This is a genomic window from Anabaena sp. WFMT, assembly GCF_051781005.1.
Taxonomy (GTDB): Bacteria; Cyanobacteriota; Cyanobacteriia; order Cyanobacteriales; family Nostocaceae; genus Anabaena.
Map to the genome: position 1 here is coordinate 487,318 of NZ_JBPWOA010000006.1, position 17,960 is coordinate 505,277.

Genomic DNA, 17,960 nt, shown 5'->3' on the forward strand with positions numbered 1-17,960 from the left:
ACAGCAATCAATTTTTTACATAAAAATGGCATTAAGTTAACATAGTTTAATATGCATATATACTTTTTTAATACAGCATACATAAAATCCAACTATTAACCAATATGAATAATCCGCAACAACCGAAAGAATACGATGCTGTGCTTGGTGGTAATCGTCCATCACTAGAAGGTGCAGCCGTTTTAGGTGGTATTGAAGGCGTAAAATTACGGTTGCAAAATCCAGATTTAAAAGTGAGAATTGCTGCAATCAAAGAAGCATTCAATTATGGAGAACAGGGTTTAGATTTAGTGATTGCAGGTTTAAAGGATGAATCTTGGGATATTCAAAATGCAGCTTATTCGTTGTTAAATTCTCGGACAGAAGCGAGTGTAAAAAAAGCTTTAATAATATTCGACCAAGTAACGTTAAAATCATCCGTAGGAATGGACTACAGAGAACTAAGGAACTTGCTTGGTGCTGGTAGCTGGAAAGAAGCTAATGACGAAACCAGACGGGTAATGTTAACTATTACGAAACAAGAAAAATATATCGACTCAGAAGATATTTACAACTTTCCCTGTGAAGACCTCCGCACCATTGACCAGTTGTGGGTAAAATATAGTGATGGCCGTTTTGGGTTTTCAGTCCAGAAGCAGATTTATCAAAGTTTGGCTGGAATGATGATTGGAGACTTCACATACTGGCTTAAGTTTGCTGATCAGATAGGATGGATGAAAGGAAACTCTAGCCACCCTAGAAATAAGGAATTTAAAAAAGAGAATGATATTACTTTTGATTTGACAGCATTAAGAGGACATCTACCGTATTCTAAAGAATATCTCCGTTATTTTCTGTTATTTAATGGTGAATCGACTGAAGCTTGGGAGAAAAAAGGGAAGGGTCTCGCGATCTTCTATCGTGTCAAGACTTGTGGACTGTAGTTATGTCTGTTATTTAGGCTTATAGATTGATAACTAATCATCTGCCATTTTACCTAACTAAATTTTCTAGTTTATCTTCTAAGAAGATGGCTAGATTAAAATTACCTAAACAAAGCTGTTTTTAGTAATATCTGAGGATGAATTGAAAATGAACCAAGATGAAATAGATGCTAAAATAGCTCAAGTAGTAGCTAATATAGATCGCAGATTGGCAAGTGAAAGTATATCTGTTTTTGACAGAGTTGATATTGTAAAGAGGGAAATATGCCGTGCGCTTAATATCAATATTGATTGTTTTGATTTAGATACAAATACTATGTTATTGTTGGTAAATATTGATATTTGGTATGAAGGAAATTATAAAATTAGAACAAATGTCAGCAATTTTTTCCAAGAAAAACCATTTTTTATTCAAGGAGACATTTATTGGATTTGTGTGCAGAAAATAACAGGTGAATATTATAATATTCGTAATGGTACAAATTTACCAGAGATTGTAATAAAAGATTTAACAGAACAAGAACGTAAATTTTTACAAGAGGAATTTAAAAGAGCAAAAATACAATGGATAGCTATAAAAAATCTACAATCTGTTATTCGTTGGCGAGATGAAATAAGAAAAAGTGAAAATGATTTTTTCGGTCTTCAAGAAAATATTTTTTACTTAGCTGCTGAAACAATAAAATTTCTTTCTCTTGCTATTGAGGATTTGAATCTTGCTATTCTTACTTTAAAAAATACCAGCACCAGTAATTATCAATTCATAATTTTTCCCCTTTCACAAGCAATTGAAAAGCTATTAAAAGCTTGTGTTATTTCAGAAAATTCAATGCTGGGTCAAGAAATTAAAGACTTACTAAAAATTTTAAGAGGTAACGAATATGGACACAATTTATTAAAAATAGTTCAACATTACAGGCAAGCTCTTCCTTTTTCTGAAAACATAGAATCAGAGATACAAAAATATTCTTTTTTCCATAACAATGCTAAGTCTAGATATGATATTATGACTGTCTCTTCAGAGCAAGAAGTAGGTATGATAGACGCTGCATTGAATATTTTTCAATTAATAAGCGAAAAACTTTATATGCCTTTAGAGGAAGCTATGTATGGTCATGAATATTCTTCGGAAATATCAGAATATTATGATCAATTAGAGGATGATAATTATGATTTTGATTAATACAGTTAAAATAATTATGTGCCATTTTCTTTCATGAATTACTTAAGGAACTACAACTATTACCTATATAAATTAAAAACCCAATAAATTAACAACTACCTCCTATTCCTACAAATGAATAACCCCCATCAACAACTACTCCAACAAATAGATTTAATGCTTCGCGCCCGCTATCCACTGCTGTATATAGTCGGAGTCGAAGAAGAACCAATAGAACAAGTCCTCCAACAACTCACCCAAATATCTCAGACACCACGACAGCTATTATTATGGGATATAGTCACCGGGTGGGATGACAACGGAAGTGATAAAAGTTCAGTCATGGGTGCATTATCAAGAATTACCAAAGCCCCAGAAAATACAACCACAATATTTGTATTGAGAGACATACATTTTATCCTCAAAAACCCAGAAACAGAAAAAAATGCTCCCGTAATTCGGGCTATTAAAAACCTAACTCGACAACTCAAACGCACACGCCAAACCCTCATCCTCACCAGTCATATATTAACCATACCTCCAGAACTGCAAGAAGAAGTCACAGTCATTGATTTTCCTTTACCCAACATCCAAGAAATTGATTATTTAATTCATCAATTAATAGTCCCCGAAAAACTTAACTTAAATGGACTAGGAAAAGAACAATTAATCAAAGCCTGTCAAGGATTAAGTCGCGCCAGAATTAGAAGAGTTTTAGCCGCAGCTTTAGCAGCAAAAGGACAAGTCAACGAAGCAGATATTGATAGAGTTTTAGAAGAGAAAAAACAAGCAGTTCGCCAAACCGGAATATTAGAATTTTACACCGCCAATGAATCATTAAAAAACGTCGGTGGCTTAGAAAATCTCAAACAGTGGGTGCGAATGCGTCAAGATGCTTTTACCGAAGAAGCGCGATGCTATGGAATACCCAACCCCAAAGGAGTTCTCTTAGTAGGAATCCAAGGAACAGGTAAATCATTATCAGCCAAAACTATCGCCCATGAATGGCGTTTACCATTGTTACGTTTAGACGTGGGGAGATTATTTGGGGGAATAGTCGGAGAAAGCGAAAATCGCATTCGCCAAATGATTCAATTAGCAGAAGCAATTTCACCCTGTGTATTATGGATGGATGAAATAGATAAGGCATTTGGTAATATTAATAGTGGTGTTGATGGTGACTCTGGCACATCGCGCCGTGTATTTGGGACATTAATTACCTGGATGCAAGAAAAAACCAGTCCGGTGTTTATGGTAGCTACTGCTAATAATGTGCAAATACTCCCTGCTGAACTATTAAGAAAAGGGCGATTTGATGAAATATTCTTTTTAAATTTACCTACGGAAAAAGAACGCCATGATATTTTTAAAGTCCACCTGCAAAAAATCCGTCCTTCCCGACTGAGAGAGTTTGATTTACAGCGACTCGCAAAAAATAGCGAAAACTTTAGCGGTGCAGAAATTCAACAAGTAATTATTGATGGAATGCACCGCGCTTTTGGTAGTTTAATTGATGGAAATAGGCGGGATTTTAACACGGAGGATATTTTAGCTGCGGTATCAGAAACTGTTCCTTTATCAGCCATAGCTAAGGAACAAATTACCAGTTTAAAACGCTGGGCGGCGGAAGCTGGCGCAAGAACGGGTTCTATTGATACGCTATTAATTGAGGAGCTAAAAGTTTATTCTCAGCAGCAAGGTTTGGGTCATTTGGCAGTAGATTAAATAATTCGTAATAGTGCTTATAGCAGGCTACGTCAATGTAATTCGTAATTATTTTTTTTATATACAGGAGTTGATTTTTTTATGTCTCATTTTACAACTATAAAGGTGCAAATTAAAAACGGTGAAGTTCTGCATAAAGTATTGAAGGAATTAGGTCATCAAGTTGAACAAAATACAAAGGTACGTGGTTATAGTGGTGATACAACTAATGCTGAATATGTAATCCGTCAATCTAATGGTTATGATTTAGGTTTTCGTAAACAGGGAGAAAATTATGAAATAGTTGCAGATTTTTGGGGTGCAAAAATTAATCAGCAAGAGTTTGTTAATAGTATTAGTCAAAAGTATGCCTGTAAAACCTTAATGGAAACAATTCAAGCTGAAGGTTTTAATGTAGAGGAAGAGGAAGTATTAGAAGATGGTACTGTGCGGGTTGTGGTTGGTAGATGGGTTTAATATTTAGTTAATTAACATTATTAAAAAGGAAAAAAATCATGGCTGAATATCAGAAAGTTGAATATCGAATTGGGAAAGATGGTAAAATTGTGGAAAAGGTTTTAAATGCAACTGGTTCTAGTTGTGTGGAGACAACAAAAGCGGTTGAAAAATCCTTGGGAGAAATAGAATCTCAGGAATTATTACCGGAATATTACGAAGGAGATGAGTTTATTACCACTTCTGAAAATCAATCTTTACAGCAGCGGTAATTGACTTATTATCTCTTTATCTCGTTCTTTGTCAGAGACAAGGAATGCAGTAAGTACCTGGACAGAATTAATTACACAATGTCATTGCGAATGGAACGAAGTGGAATGACGCAATCGCAGGGGCTGGGATTGCTTCGCTTCGCTCGCAATGACTGTAAATATTTTTGTCCAATTACTTATTAGAGTCTCTGAACTCTTGAATAAAATCGAGGTAGAACCTCTATGATTGCATTCCCAGTCTGGAGACTGGAAACAAGAAACGAGAATAAACAAACCGCAAATTAAACTAATAAATAATATGCTAGAACAAATTAATCATGTCGGGTTTGCTGTAATTCTCGTCATCATCATTTATAGTATTCTGCGAGGATTATTCCCAGAAAACAATCAAGATAAAACTGTTATTTCTCCAGAAACAGAACAAAAAATCAAAATTTTAGAACTTGAAATTCAATGTCAACGACTGCGTGAAGAATTAAAACAACAATCTCAACAATTAAGAATTGATTTTCAAAATGAAACATTTACCCAATTACAAACCTTACTTAGCAACTATCCTACAGTCAAAAAAATGGCTTTAGCTAAACCTGATTTACCTGCTAAAAATCTAATCTCTCTATTTACATCTTTAGATAATCTGATTACGAGTTGGGGTTATACTGCTATTGGTGAAATTTGGGAACAGGTAAATTATAATCCCCAATTACATCAAGCTGATAGTGATGATATCCAAGAAGGAGAATTAGTCTATATTCGGTTTATTGGTTATCAAGATGGTGATAAGGTTCTCTATCCTGCTAAAGTTAGTCGCACTTTACCCGGAGGATTCAATTAGAATAAAAAATTAAATAAATTGTAGGTTGGGTTGAGGAACGAAACCCAACATTTATTACTCACAAAGTTTTAAATAATTTATCTATTTTCTCTGAACCCAACATAAAACATTAATTATCTATCGTTTTTGTTGGGTTGCGCTTTGCTTAACCCAACCTACTAATGATTTATGACTACTATTGCAATTGATTTTGGTACAAGTAATACTGTTATTAGTATTTTAGAAGCTGATACTCAATTACCTAAAAGTTTACGGTTTTCTAATTTATCTCGTGTATTTATTGATGTTTCTGCTGAAGGTGAGAGATTGGAAATTCCGGTTATTCCTAGTTTACTATTTATTAAATCAGGTAATAATATTATATTAGGTGAAGATGTTCGCAGTCAAAGATTAGGACTTTCTCAAGGTTATCCTCCTGAAAGGTTATTTAAAAAGTTTAAACGTGATTTGGCTGGAGATTATCAACCACCAGCAATACAAATTGATGGAATAAATTATAATCATATTTCTATTTCTGAGTTATTTATCCAAACTATTTGGACAGAAATTAAAACCCAAAATATTCAACCTACTCATTTAATTTTTACCGTTCCTGTTGGTGCTTTTGAACGTTATTTAGATTGGTTTCGAGATTTAGGAACTAAATTAAATGTTTCTCAAGTTTCCATTATTGATGAATCTACCGCTGCGGCTTTAGGATATGCGGTAAAAAGTCCTGGTAAGTTAATTTTGGTGGTTGATTTTGGTGGAGGAACTCTCGATTTAAGTTTAGTCAGAACTGTTTCTCAATCTCATCAAAATGATAATTTACGCGCTGAGGTTTTAGCCAAGTCGGAAGCTTATGTTGGTGGTGAAGATATTGATATTTGGATAGTTGATGATTATTTGCATTCTCAAAATTTAACCCCGGAACAAGTTGGTAAAATTAGTTATCAGAATTTATTAGAAATTGCAGAAAGGTTAAAAATTCAATTATCAAAAAATCAATCTGTATCTGAAAGTTGGTTTGATGATGAATCCTTTATGTCTTATGAGTTAAAAATTACTCGTGAAAAATTGGAGGAAATTTTAGAATATAGACAGTTTTTACAACAGTTGCGGGATTCCTTGGATGAGGTAATTGCTTTTGGTTTGAGAAAAGGTATTACTAAAAATGATATCGAACAGGTTTTATTAGTGGGGGGTAGTTGTTTAATTCCCGCAGTTAAACAATTAATGATATCTTATTTTGGTAAAAATAAGGTAAAATTAGATAAGCCCTTTGAAGCTGTGTGTCATGGTGCGTTAGCGATAACGCAAATTACAGAAATAGATGATTTTTTACGTCATAGTTATGCGATTCGTTTATGGGAAATTTATAGCAAAAGTTATAGTTATTATCGCTTATTTGAACAGGGTACAAAATATCCTTGCAAACGTTCTGAATGGTTAAATCTGCAAGTTGCAAATAACGGACAAAGTGAGATTCGTTTAGATATTGGTGAGTTAGGTGATATGACACAAACGGAAATTGCTTTTGATGCTTCAGGAAGAATGACTTGTAGCACTCTCCAACATCAAGAATTTTTCCGTTCGTTAGATAATCAATATCAGCAGGTTTGTGTAGCTAGACTTAACCCACCAGGTGAAGTGGGAGTTGATAGAATATCTGTTCTTTTTGAGGTTGATTCTCGACGGACTTTATTAGCAACTGTGAAAGATTTGTTAACAGGAGAGGTGCTGGTGAATAGGGTTGCAATTTATAAGTTAAACTAATTTGTAATTAATAATGAGTCTTCAGTACTTGTTACAGCAAATATGAGTTTATTCACACCGTTTTAGAAATAAATTAGTTATGAAAAATCTATCCATATTTCGATTTAAAAGTATTACCCATCGGTTGATATTTAGTTGTGTTGTGGCAGCGATTGCTATTTATGGAGTTTCCTATTGGCAAGCACGTAAACTGTTACAAAACAGTGTAAATGATTGGTTGATTGATTTAGCTCAGTCCCGAATTGACACTGTTGCCAATGAGATGGAAGGGAAACTGCAAGCCATTGAAAGAAGTATTCTGCTGTCGATTTATGGTATTGAAAAATCAGCGCAAAATTTTAATGCTGTTAATCAAAATGAACTGTTACCACTACTAAAAACCCTAGTTGAAAAACAGCCCCAAATTCAGGCAATTGCACTCATCAATGCCAGCAATATTTCTGAGACTGGATGGTACTATGACCGACAGGGAAAATACACCAACCTTAATCTAGAAGCAAGCAAAATTTGGCTAACTCGCTGCCAAATCAAGGGCAATACCCCCGCTACCTCACCGTTTTGGACACAACCCTATCCCCTTAATCATCCATCAGCTATCACTTATTGCTTTCCTTTATCTGCTAATAGTAATCCAGAAACTATTAATTGGCTGGTAATGGAAGTGAATTTAGATTGGGTATCTCCTAATATGGCACAAAAGTTAGCCCAGTCTAATCAATCGCGTGGTCTAGAATTGGGTAATTATTTTGTGTTTTCACCATCAAATGCACAATGGATTGTCAAACCAGAAAATCCCCAACTACTTCATCTATGGTTATCTCAGCAAAATCATAGTTTAAATAACCAGGAACCAAGTCCGGGGTTGATTAATACTAGAAATAATTCCCAAGGCATTTTGGTGACGACAAAGGTGAACTCTACAGATTGGATTGTCGGCATCACATTTCCATCTGCAAAGTTAGAGCAGTTCCAGCAGCAATACCTCTGGTTGGTAATTGTTTCTATGTCGAAAGATATGTTGTTGATATGTGTGGTAATTGCCTTTATTTCTCAACTTACTACGCGCCCTCTGCGTCAACTCAACACCAGCACACAAGAAATGGCTCAGGGCAACCTTGATACCATCCTACCCGCCGTTACTTCCGATGATGAGGTAGGACGGTTAACCCAATCTTTTCGCCAAATGCGCGACTCTCTGCAACTCTATATCAGCAATCTGCAAGAGACAACTGCGGCTAAACAAAAACTAGAGAGTGAACTTTCTATTGCTGCCCAAATTCAGCGCACGATGGTTCCCCGGACTACTGTTGATAGCAGTCCTAATTCGCCATATCAGATATCTGCTCTATTGAAACCTGCGCGGATTGTGGGTGGCGATCTTTATGACTTTTTTCTCTTGGGAAGCGATCGCTTGTGCATAATTATTGGCGATGTCGCTGACAAAGGATTTCCGGCTGCACTACTGATGGCACGCACAGTTACCTTAATTCGCACTCTCACCAAACCCTTCAATACCCCTAGCGAAATTCTGCACACTGTTAATCAGGAACTATGTGCTGAAAATGAAGAATGTTTATTTGTTACCGTGTTTTGCGGTGTGATTGATCTACGTAGTGGCAAATTTATTTACGCCAGTGGCGGTCATGATGCTCCCATATTGATACACGATCAGCAGGTTAAGTATCTAGATTTGGAAACTAGCCCACCGCTGGGACTGTATGAAGATTCTCTGTTTGAGGAAAGTGAGTGTGTACTTGCTGCCAACGATTTGCTCCTACTTTATACTGATGGCATCACAGAAGCGATGAACTCCCAGGGTGAGATATTTTCTGAAACCCGGTTAATTGAGATGATGACATCCTATCCACCAAGCAACCCAGCACGAGCGGTTCGCACAATTGTACATTTTTGTCAGCAGTTTGTGGGGGATGCACCGCAATCAGATGATATTACTTTGTTAGCTGTGCAGTATCTACCGTCAAGTCCTTTTGCTCAAGCAGTAAATGTTATGGAATGGAATCTGACTCTCAACAGCGAATTAACTGAGTTAGAGACAGTGAAACAAAGCTTAGGTAAGATTTTGCAGGCAGCTAGTCTGACTGTGGAATTGATTGAAGATGCCCAGTTAATTGTGGAAGAGGTTTTAGTCAATATTATTCAATATGGTTATGAAAATCACAGCAGCGCTTATATTGACTTGCGGATTGAAATCAATGATCAACACTTAATAATAACTTTTAAAGATAGTGGCAAGGCTTTTAATCCCTTAACTGAAATTGCCTCACCAGATATGATGATGGATGATGAAGAGCGCTCTCTGGGCGGATTTGGCTTTTTTTTGGTGCAAGAACTCGCAGAGCAAGTAGACTATGTTTATCTCAACGGTAAGAACATTTTGACAGTCTGCCAAGCGATCGCTAAAGTAGCTTAAAATCACCCAATTTCAGCTAAACTACACATAAATACTAATTACAAAATAATAATCTATGTCATTGCAAATCTACGTAGAAACTACTAACCCCACCACCTTGTGTTTAGCATTGGATGGTCAGCTTGATACATTGACAGCAACAGATTTAGATAAATCTATTCACAATAGTTTGACACCGAACATCCAAACCCTGATTTTAGATCTCCAGAAATTGAGTTTTATCTCCAGTGCCGGACTACGAATTCTTGCCAAGGCACGAAAAACGATGAAATCAAGAGAGGGTAAGGTATATTTTACCCATCCTACTCCTCAAGTGAAGAAAGTATTTGATATCGTTAAAGCTGTACCTCTCTCTGAGGTGTTTGCCAATACTCAGGAGTTAGATGCCTACTTGGAAGCCATGCAAGCTGAAGTAGATGGGGAAAGTGATTAAAATAATTCGTAGTAGTACCAACCGCAGGCTTTCTCTCAGGATTTTTGATCAATGTTCACTTTAGCTCAAGTCAATTTTGCTAGAAACAGCACTAGTTTAATTGGAATTATTTATTTACTTTTTGCGGTTGGTTACTTTTTAATCATGCTATTTTTGCTATTTTTACGCAGATCGAAACCTAGAGATTTAATATTGGTATTTTATATTATTCAATTAATATTTGTACCATTGATAATGTTATTTTGTGGATTCATCTTATTGTTTCAAGGTTGGAGATTAGATCCTATTCTTCAGTTCGGACAATTTTTATTATTGATCTTAATTAATTACTTGCTCATCAAAGATATTGTAATTAGTACAATTGATAGAAAATAAGCTAGGGCTTACGCAATAACTCTCCAAAACTCTTATTTCTCTGTGTCCTCTGCGTCCTCTGCGGTTCGTTTTTTCATGATTTTGCGTAAGTCCTGTAAGTAAAGATAGTTTTAGATTAAGTTCATACAAAGACGCAAAGATAAGAAAACTCATTTGCATCTTTGCACAATATTTTTACAAAGTATAAGTGAAATCTTTCACCAACATACCAGGAACTAAACTACCACCTAATTGACGGCTTTCATAAGTTCCAACATCGGGAATAAATTCTTGAAAATCAGTTAAATCAACTAAATTTTCTTCACCCCAGAAACGATAGAGACTTTCATCAAAACGCAGATTTTCAATAGGTGCGACTATTTCGCCGTTTTCTACCCAAAAACAGGCATAGCGTGTCATACCTGTAATTCTACCAGCAGGGCGATCGCTCCAATTTAAATAATGCAAATTAGAAACATATAACCCTGTATCTAAACTACTGAGAATATCCGCAAATGCTAAATTACCAGGACTTATTTCTGGCGCACGTAAGGTTTCTGAACTATTAGCACCGTTAGCAGGTTTATTATATTCTTTAGCAGTCCGAGAATTTACTAAAGTATTAATTAAAATCCCTTTTTCTACTAAATTTAACTCTGGTGCTGCCATTTCTCCTAAATCATTAAATCTCGGAACTAAACCCTGTTGAAAGTTTTCTTTCAAAGTAAATTTTGCTGAAAGTTGTTTTTCTTGACGTGATAAAACAGCTAAAGCACTATTACCTTGTTGAATATCAGCTTCACTGATAGCACCCCACGAAAGCATACTTAATAATTCAGCAACAGCGGACGGTGCAAAATAAGTTTTGTATTGTCCTTTTGGTAATTCTTTTGCTGGACGAGACAGCATGACTAATTGCTCTTTACCATCATTTATTTTAGCAATATAATTAGATTCATCCCAATTGCTGCCAGCAAAAGTGCCTTTAACAGCTTGTCCTAATTCGCTAAACAATGAATAATCTAAAGTGAAAGAATCAGTTGCAAACCAGTGTTTCTGCCCATTAGAGTCACCATAAGCTCTAATAACTACTCCCCCAGCATAGAAACCAGTAAAATCTAAATCATTAACTGATTCTAAAATATTAGAAATAGTTGCTTCTGATGTTAATAATTTTCCTGTATTTACTTCCCGACTTGTATTAGCTCCTATAGGTATAATTAAATAAGGATCAATAGGTAATAGAGTCAACTCATCACGTAACTCTTGCAAAGCATTATACCCTAATTGCCAATCAACTTCCCAAACTCCAGTAAAAGGAAATTGACGAAAACTACTGCGCTGATTTGCCATTAAAGTTAATTTAATCCAACCATCAGCAACTAATCCTGTTTGTCGTACCTTAGCATGATTGAAGCGAGTAAACTGACTAATTTCACTGCTAAGTCTAACAGTAAAATGTTCAGTTGCCATTTTCTTAATCAACAAACCTTCGATTAATTGATCAAAGTTACTTTCTAAAACTGATAACTCTTCAACTTTCATAATTATCCTAAACTCACAATTAGCAAACACACAAAAAACTCCGCGTACCTCCGCGTACCTCTGCGTTTAAAAAACTCCTCCTAACCTCCCCCAAAAACCTCAACATTAGCAAATACACAAAATGGTGAACCATGTCCTACCCAAATTGCCTGATTAGGCTCTCCCTTCCCACAAAAAGGTGTGCCGTACATTTGCCAATTATCAGCATTTCCTACCTGAATTAAGCTATGCCAAAATTCTGGGGTGGTGGCGCGATAGTTGGGATTACGGAGGGTTTGGGTTAGTTTACCGTTTTCAATTAATTTTGCATATTCACAACCAAACTGAAATTTATAACGGCGATCATCTATTGACCAAGAACGGTTAGATTCCATATAAACGCCTTGTTCTATACCGCTAATCATTTCTTCAAAAGTGGCGTTTCCTGGTTCTAAATTCAAGTTGGCCATTCTGTCTATAGCTGGTCGATTCCATGAAGAAGCACGAGCGCAAGCTACACCTGGTAAATCTGCTCTGGACTGACTTTCTAAACTGCCTAAACCCCGTTGTAATATTCCTTCTTTAATGACATATTCTCTGGTAGCTACTGCACCAGTGTCGTCAAAACCATAGCTGGCAAATTCACCTTCTACGGTAGGATCAAAGGTAATATTCATCAAGGATGAACCATATTTGAGTTGACCAAAATCTTCTTTGGTGACAAAACTACCGCCGGCATAGTTGCGTTCATCTCCTAAAATGCGGTCAATTTCTAAAGGATGACCAACACTTTCATGGATTTGCAGCATCATTTGGTCTGGTGCTAAAACTAAATTGGTGCGGGTGTCTGGGCATTCTGGGGCTGTTAATAATTCTAATGCTTGTTCGCTGACTTTCTCCACTTGAGACCAGAGATGATCTTGTTTTAACAGTTCCCATCCGCCTTGATAAGAGTTGGCTTCTGTGCCATTGTTAGTACGTGGCTGAACGATCGCACCATCTTGAGCGATCGCACCAAAATGATTTCCCAGGGAAAGAATTTTTTGATACACTTCTGAACCGTTACTGCTGACAAACCAAGTTTCTTTCTCGCTGGTGTTAATTCTGGCGGTGGTTTGGACGATTTTGTCGTTGATTTTTAGCTTTTGGCAAATCCGAATTAGTAAATCGTTAATTTCTCCAGGACTAATTGTATTAAATGGTTCTAAAAAAGGTGAGTTATATTCGCCTACAACCTTAGGACGTGTATTTTCATTAAATTTATATATCCACCATTCACTAGCTGCTAGTGCTTGTTTATAGGCTATTTGAGCGGCATTTTGCAAGGATGGTAATGATAGAGAGTTGGTAGCGGCATAACCTAAACAACCATTCACCATTACTTCTAACATGGCTCCTGTGGTCAAATATTTACCGTTGCTTTTGGGTAAACCATCACGCACAAAATGAATGGATGCTGTTTCCTTGACGGCGCGAATACCGATCCAATCAGCAGGAATGTTGAGATGAGCGATCGCTTTTGTTAGTTCTGACCACATAACGCAAATTATAAAAAGATTGGTTAAGTTATTATGCTTAACACAAAAGTTCTCTTATAAACACAAATTTGGTAATTTTTTTGGCACTTAAAATATTTTACCTAAGAACTTTTACTTATTTGCCCATGGTCAATTATCTAACTCAATTACAGATGACTTACCTTGAGCTAACATTTTTGGGCGTAGATAAAGATTTTCTAGTAATACTGCGACACCAGCTACCCAAGGGGGAACAATTACAGCGCCAATAATTCCTAAAACCTGTGTTCCTCCTAATACTGCTAAGAGTTGATACAAAGGATGAACGCGCACTGATGAACCTACCAGTAAGGGATCAAGAACATAACTTTCTATATTTTGAATTACTACAAATAACAGCAGAACCCATAAAAAAGTTAATCCTCCTTCGGGAATAGCGACAATTAACGCCGGAATCGCTCCTAAGACTGGCCCGATAAAGGGAATTAAATTTGTAAATCCAGCAATTACACCGAGTGCTAAGGCAAATTCTGATAGTCCCAAAACACTTAAACTCAGGGTGATGACAACACCTAAAATCGCTGAAACCAAAACTCGACCTTGAACATAACCCCCCATACGGCGTGAAATTGGCGCAATTTGGTCAGCTAGGCGTTGATCCCAAGGTTGGGGAAATAACTCTGCTAACCCTTTTACTAAATTGCTACTCCCAGCAACCATGTATCCAGAAATGACTAAAGCTAAAATCAGATTCACCACTCCTCCAACAATGCCACGAGTCAAGCCGAAGGAACGCACAAGTAGCTGCTGACTGGAACGAAATACCCAATTTGTGAGGGATTGAATATCCAGGAATTGCTCAATTGTCTCTATTTGAGTGATTCCCATTCGCAAAGCTATATTTTCAGTTGTAATCCGCAGATTTTCTAAATAAATGGGCAATTTATTAGCTAGTCGTTGGATTTGCTCAGAAACAGATGGGCCAATGATTAAACCTGCACCAACTAATCCTGCAATTAAGCTAATATAAACGACTATTACACCCAACCAACGGGGAATGCGTAATTTTTCAGCGGCGTTAACGATGGGAGCGATCGCAGATGCTAAAACCACAGCAATCATTAATGTTACCAACAAACTCTGTAATTGCCACAAGAGAATCACCAAACAACCAATTGCAACAATTAGCAGCAGTTCTGAAAGGGAAATCTTTTTTTCTGTCATATATAGCAATCCTATTTGAGTTGAGAACTTATCGGTGACGCAAGGGAATAGGGAACAGGGAACAGGGAACAGGGAATAGAAGTGTTCATGAATCATTTAGGATTGCTATATTAATTGGTAATTGGTAATTGGTGATTGATATTCCTGTTTCTTCAACGATGCCAACGAGTACCTTCACGGCTATCAATTAAGGTAATTCCTTTGGTTAAAAGTTGATCACGAATGCGATCGCTTTCCGCAAAATTTTTGGCTTTCCGTGCTTCCTGTCTTTGTTGAATTAAATCATCAATTTCCCTATCACTTAAACCATCTTGTTGCGGAGTTTCTGCTTCTGGTTGGGCAGTTAAACCCAAAACATCTGCTAAAGTAACTAGAGTTTGCCAGCGTTGTCGTAATTCTTCCGGGGGGGTTTCTGTTTTCCCCTGATGCACAATAATATTTCCTTCACGAATTAGTTCTTTAGCTAATTCAAAAATTACTGCTAATCCACCAGGGAAGTTAAAGTCATCGTCAACAGCTTCTTTAAATCTCTCAATTTCCGAATTTTGGATTTTGGATTTTGGATTTTGGATTAAGTTAGACTCGTCCCAGCCTAATTTTTTACCATGTTTATAACCAAACAGTAAACCTTCTTGTAAAGTATGCCAGCCGTTGGTTGCAGCTAATATGGCATCATCGGTAAAATCTATTGGCTTGCGATATTGTGCCATCATCACAAATAACCTCATGGCCATTGGGTCAACACCACGATCTAGCAATTCCCGAATAGTGATAAAGTTGCCCAAAGACTTGGACATTTTTTCACCATCTACCTTCACCATACCGTTGTGTAACCAGTAATTAGCTAAAGGCTTACCAGTCACTGCTTCCGATTGAGCAATTTCGTTTTCATGGTGAGGAAAAATTAAGTCAGCACCACCAGCATGAATATCAATGGTATCACCCAAGCGATCGCGCACCATCGCCGAGCATTCAATATGCCATCCAGGACGACCTTTTCCCCAAGGTGACTCCCACGCAGGTTCTGAAGGTTTTGCAGCTTTCCATAAGGCAAAATCAAAGGGATCTTTCTTCTTTTGATATTCCGCGTCTTCCACATTTACCCGTTCACTCGCACCGGCTTGTAAATCATCCAACTTGCGTCCCGAAAGTTTGCCATATTCTGCAAAATTCCGCACAGAATAATACACATCACCATCAGCGGGATAAGCAAAACCTTTCTGTTCCAAATCGTGAATTAATCGCTGAATCCCGTTCATTGTATGTGTCGCACGGGGATATTCATCAGCTTCTTTAATTCCTAGCCGTGACATATCCTCAAAATATGCTTGAATATAGCGATCGGCTACTGCTTCCATCGTCGAATTTTCTTCCCGTGCGCGTCTGAGAATCTTATCATCAATATCAGTAAAATTCTGGATATAACGGACATCATAGCCTATAAACTGAAGGTATCGACGCACCACATCCCAGACAATGCACGCTCTAGCATGACCCAAATGGCAGTAATCATAAACTGTCACGCCGCAGTAATACATCTTAACCTTGCCAGGTTCGACGGTGGTAAATTGTTCTTGACGACGGCTGAGAGTATTGTAAATAGATAGGGTCATAACAGAGTAATGCGGCAATCTGACGATAAACAATGATAACGCAAGTTGATGGCAATGGAATAAGTGAAAATTTTAACGGCTAAAAATTAGCTACCATTATTATTAGTAATACATCGTAATCTTATCAACATCTGGAGGTAAAGTATGATTCAAGCATTACCCAAAACCAAACCAGTAACTTTTGAGTAATTTGTGCAATGGAAACCAGAAGAAAAGTATTATGAATTACATCATGGAGTAATTGTGGAAATGAATCAACCTTTAGGCGATCATGAGTGGATTATTCTGTTTTTGAATAGAAAAATAAACTCAGAATCGGAACGTTTAGGATTATCCTATGGAATAGCTAAAACTGTATTGGTTAAACCTCCTGAAAATGAATCTGCTTACTCACCAGATGTTTTACTACTCAATCCATCTAATTTACAAAATGAACCTTTATGGAAAAAATCAGTAGGGTGGGTTACGCTGTCGCTAACCCACCATTATCCTAACTTTACTCAACTCTAGATTTTTCAAGTTGGTATGCAAACAGGACTATTGCTGGATATTACCGCCAATTAGCAACGCCGAGTAGCTAAAATCAAGATAAAATTTCAAATACACCAAAATCATACTTCATCAATATGCAAACAACAGCCACCTCCGAATCTCACCCAATGGAAGCTCCCAAACAAGGTTTACCAGTCACTATTATTACAGGTTTTCTTGGTAGCGGTAAAACCACTTTACTTAACCATATTTTAACCAATCAGCAAGGTGTAAAAACTGCTGTTTTAGTCAACGAATTTGGTGAAATTGGCATTGATAACGAATTAGTTGTTTCCACCGACGAGAACATGGTGGAATTAAATAATGGTTGTATCTGTTGCACAATTAATAATGACTTAGTTGATGCTGTTTACAAAGTTCTAGAACGAGAAGAAAAGCTAGATTATCTAGTTGTAGAAACAACAGGTTTAGCAGATCCATTACCTGTAGCCATGACATTTCTGGGTTCAGAATTACGAGATTTAACTCGGCTAGATTCTATTATTACCGTAGTTGATGCCGCAAATTATAGCTTGGATTTATTCAACTCTGAAGCAGCTTTAAGTCAAATAACATATGGAGACGTAATTATTCTCAACAAAACAGATTTAGTTGATGAAGAAACTTTGCAGTCACTAGAGAAAAAAATCAACAATCTGAAGGAAGGATCAAGAATAATTCGGACTACAAACTCCCAAGTTCCACTTCCTTTAATTCTCAGCGTTGGTTTGTTTGAATCTGATAAATATTTTGATGCAGAAACAGACGAACACGAACATCATGATCATCATAATGAACATGACCATCATGATGATCACGATCATTCTACCTGTGGACATGACCATCACGATCATGAACATCATCACCATCATCATTCTGACCACTTAGAAAATGATGGTTTTATCTCCATATCTTTCCAAAGTGATAAACCTCTATCAATTAGAAAGTTTCAATATTTCTTAGATAACCAACTACCCACAAACGTCTTCCGCGCTAAGGGGATTATGTGGTTTGATGAAAGTCCCCAACGTCATATTTTCCACCTCTGTGGTAAACGCTTCACCATAGATGACGATGAATGGAAAGGTGAAAAGAAAAATCAGTTAGTGCTAATTGGTCAAAACCTTGATGAAGAGACTTTAATCAAGCAACTAGAAAACTGCATCTGTCTTCCTTCAGTGAGTCGAGGTAAAGGATTTGGCAAGTAGTCATTAGTCAATTACGTA

General features: G+C 36.8%; 15 protein-coding genes and 1 pseudogene. 12 read left to right on the forward strand and 4 right to left on the reverse strand.

Features of this window, described 5'->3' with window-relative positions; all coding sequences use genetic code 11:
• The first annotated feature begins 104 nt into the window (after positions 1–104).
• The 10 genes from ACSQ6I_RS06855 to ACSQ6I_RS06900 all read left to right on the forward strand — a co-directional run bounded on the left by ACSQ6I_RS06855 (position 105) and on the right by ACSQ6I_RS06900 (position 10,346).
• The gene (locus ACSQ6I_RS06855) at positions 105–923 is read left to right on the forward strand and encodes a GUN4 domain-containing protein (RefSeq protein WP_438889620.1); all 819 of its coding nucleotides are present in this window, start codon (positions 105–107) and stop codon (positions 921–923) included.
• 148 nt (positions 924–1,071) lie between these two features.
• Positions 1,072–2,106 carry a hypothetical protein gene (locus tag ACSQ6I_RS06860; protein WP_438889621.1) on the forward strand — a complete coding sequence of 345 codons (1,035 nt, stop codon included), beginning with the start codon at positions 1,072–1,074 and terminating at the stop codon, positions 2,104–2,106.
• A gap of 114 nt (positions 2,107–2,220) precedes the next feature.
• The gene (locus tag ACSQ6I_RS06865) at positions 2,221–3,810 is read left to right on the forward strand and encodes an AAA family ATPase (RefSeq protein ID WP_438889622.1); all 1,590 of its coding nucleotides are present in this window, start codon (positions 2,221–2,223) and stop codon (positions 3,808–3,810) included.
• Positions 3,811–3,891: 81 nt separating this feature from the next.
• Entirely contained in the window at positions 3,892–4,266 is a 375-nt protein-coding gene (locus ACSQ6I_RS06870; protein WP_438889623.1) for a DUF1257 domain-containing protein, read from the forward strand.
• 38 nt (positions 4,267–4,304) lie between these two features.
• A complete protein-coding gene (locus tag ACSQ6I_RS06875) occupies positions 4,305–4,517 on the forward strand; it encodes a DUF2997 domain-containing protein (protein WP_438889624.1) in 213 nt (70 codons plus the stop codon).
• Positions 4,518–4,815: 298 nt separating this feature from the next.
• Positions 4,816–5,352, forward strand: coding sequence for a nucleotide exchange factor GrpE (locus tag ACSQ6I_RS06880; RefSeq protein ID WP_438889625.1), 537 nt, complete (start codon positions 4,816–4,818; stop codon positions 5,350–5,352).
• A gap of 168 nt (positions 5,353–5,520) precedes the next feature.
• A complete protein-coding gene (locus tag ACSQ6I_RS06885; protein ID WP_438889626.1) occupies positions 5,521–7,107 on the forward strand; it encodes an Hsp70 family protein in 1,587 nt (528 codons plus the stop codon).
• Positions 7,108–7,186: 79 nt separating this feature from the next.
• A complete protein-coding gene (locus ACSQ6I_RS06890; RefSeq protein WP_438889627.1) occupies positions 7,187–9,538 on the forward strand; it encodes a SpoIIE family protein phosphatase in 2,352 nt (783 codons plus the stop codon).
• A gap of 55 nt (positions 9,539–9,593) precedes the next feature.
• The gene (locus ACSQ6I_RS06895) at positions 9,594–9,971 is read left to right on the forward strand and encodes an STAS domain-containing protein (protein ID WP_438889628.1); all 378 of its coding nucleotides are present in this window, start codon (positions 9,594–9,596) and stop codon (positions 9,969–9,971) included.
• A 144-nt stretch (positions 9,972–10,115) separates the two neighbouring features.
• Positions 10,116–10,346, forward strand: coding sequence for a Ycf66 family protein (locus ACSQ6I_RS06900; protein ID WP_438889666.1), 231 nt, complete (start codon positions 10,116–10,118; stop codon positions 10,344–10,346).
• 174 nt (positions 10,347–10,520) lie between these two features.
• Here the strand turns inward: ACSQ6I_RS06900 and ACSQ6I_RS06905 are convergent, their stop codons facing one another.
• The 4 genes from ACSQ6I_RS06905 to cysS form a co-directional block, all read right to left on the reverse strand.
• Complete coding sequence (locus ACSQ6I_RS06905) at positions 10,521–11,870, reverse strand: TldD/PmbA family protein (RefSeq protein WP_438889629.1); 1,350 nt, start codon at positions 11,868–11,870, stop codon at positions 10,521–10,523.
• Between the two features lie 80 nt (positions 11,871–11,950).
• On the reverse strand, positions 11,951–13,387 hold the full coding sequence (locus ACSQ6I_RS06910) for a TldD/PmbA family protein (protein ID WP_438889630.1): 1,437 nt from the start codon (positions 13,385–13,387) through the stop codon (positions 11,951–11,953).
• Between the two features lie 129 nt (positions 13,388–13,516).
• Positions 13,517–14,590: an AI-2E family transporter gene (locus ACSQ6I_RS06915; RefSeq protein ID WP_438889631.1), complete on the reverse strand. Its 1,074-nt coding sequence runs from the start codon at positions 14,588–14,590 to the stop codon at positions 13,517–13,519.
• Positions 14,591–14,742: 152 nt separating this feature from the next.
• Positions 14,743–16,203 (reverse strand): cysteine--tRNA ligase, encoded by a 1,461-nt coding sequence (cysS, locus tag ACSQ6I_RS06920; RefSeq protein WP_438889632.1) that lies wholly within the window; start codon positions 16,201–16,203, stop codon positions 14,743–14,745.
• 192 nt (positions 16,204–16,395) lie between these two features.
• Here cysS and ACSQ6I_RS06925 point away from each other — a divergent pair.
• Both ACSQ6I_RS06925 and ACSQ6I_RS06930 read left to right on the forward strand, forming a co-directional pair.
• A pseudogene (locus ACSQ6I_RS06925) lies at positions 16,396–16,653 on the forward strand (Uma2 family endonuclease); the annotation flags it as partial.
• Positions 16,654–16,829: 176 nt separating this feature from the next.
• Positions 16,830–17,942 (forward strand): CobW family GTP-binding protein, encoded by a 1,113-nt coding sequence (locus ACSQ6I_RS06930; protein WP_438889633.1) that lies wholly within the window; start codon positions 16,830–16,832, stop codon positions 17,940–17,942.
• Positions 17,943–17,960 lie beyond the last annotated feature (18 nt).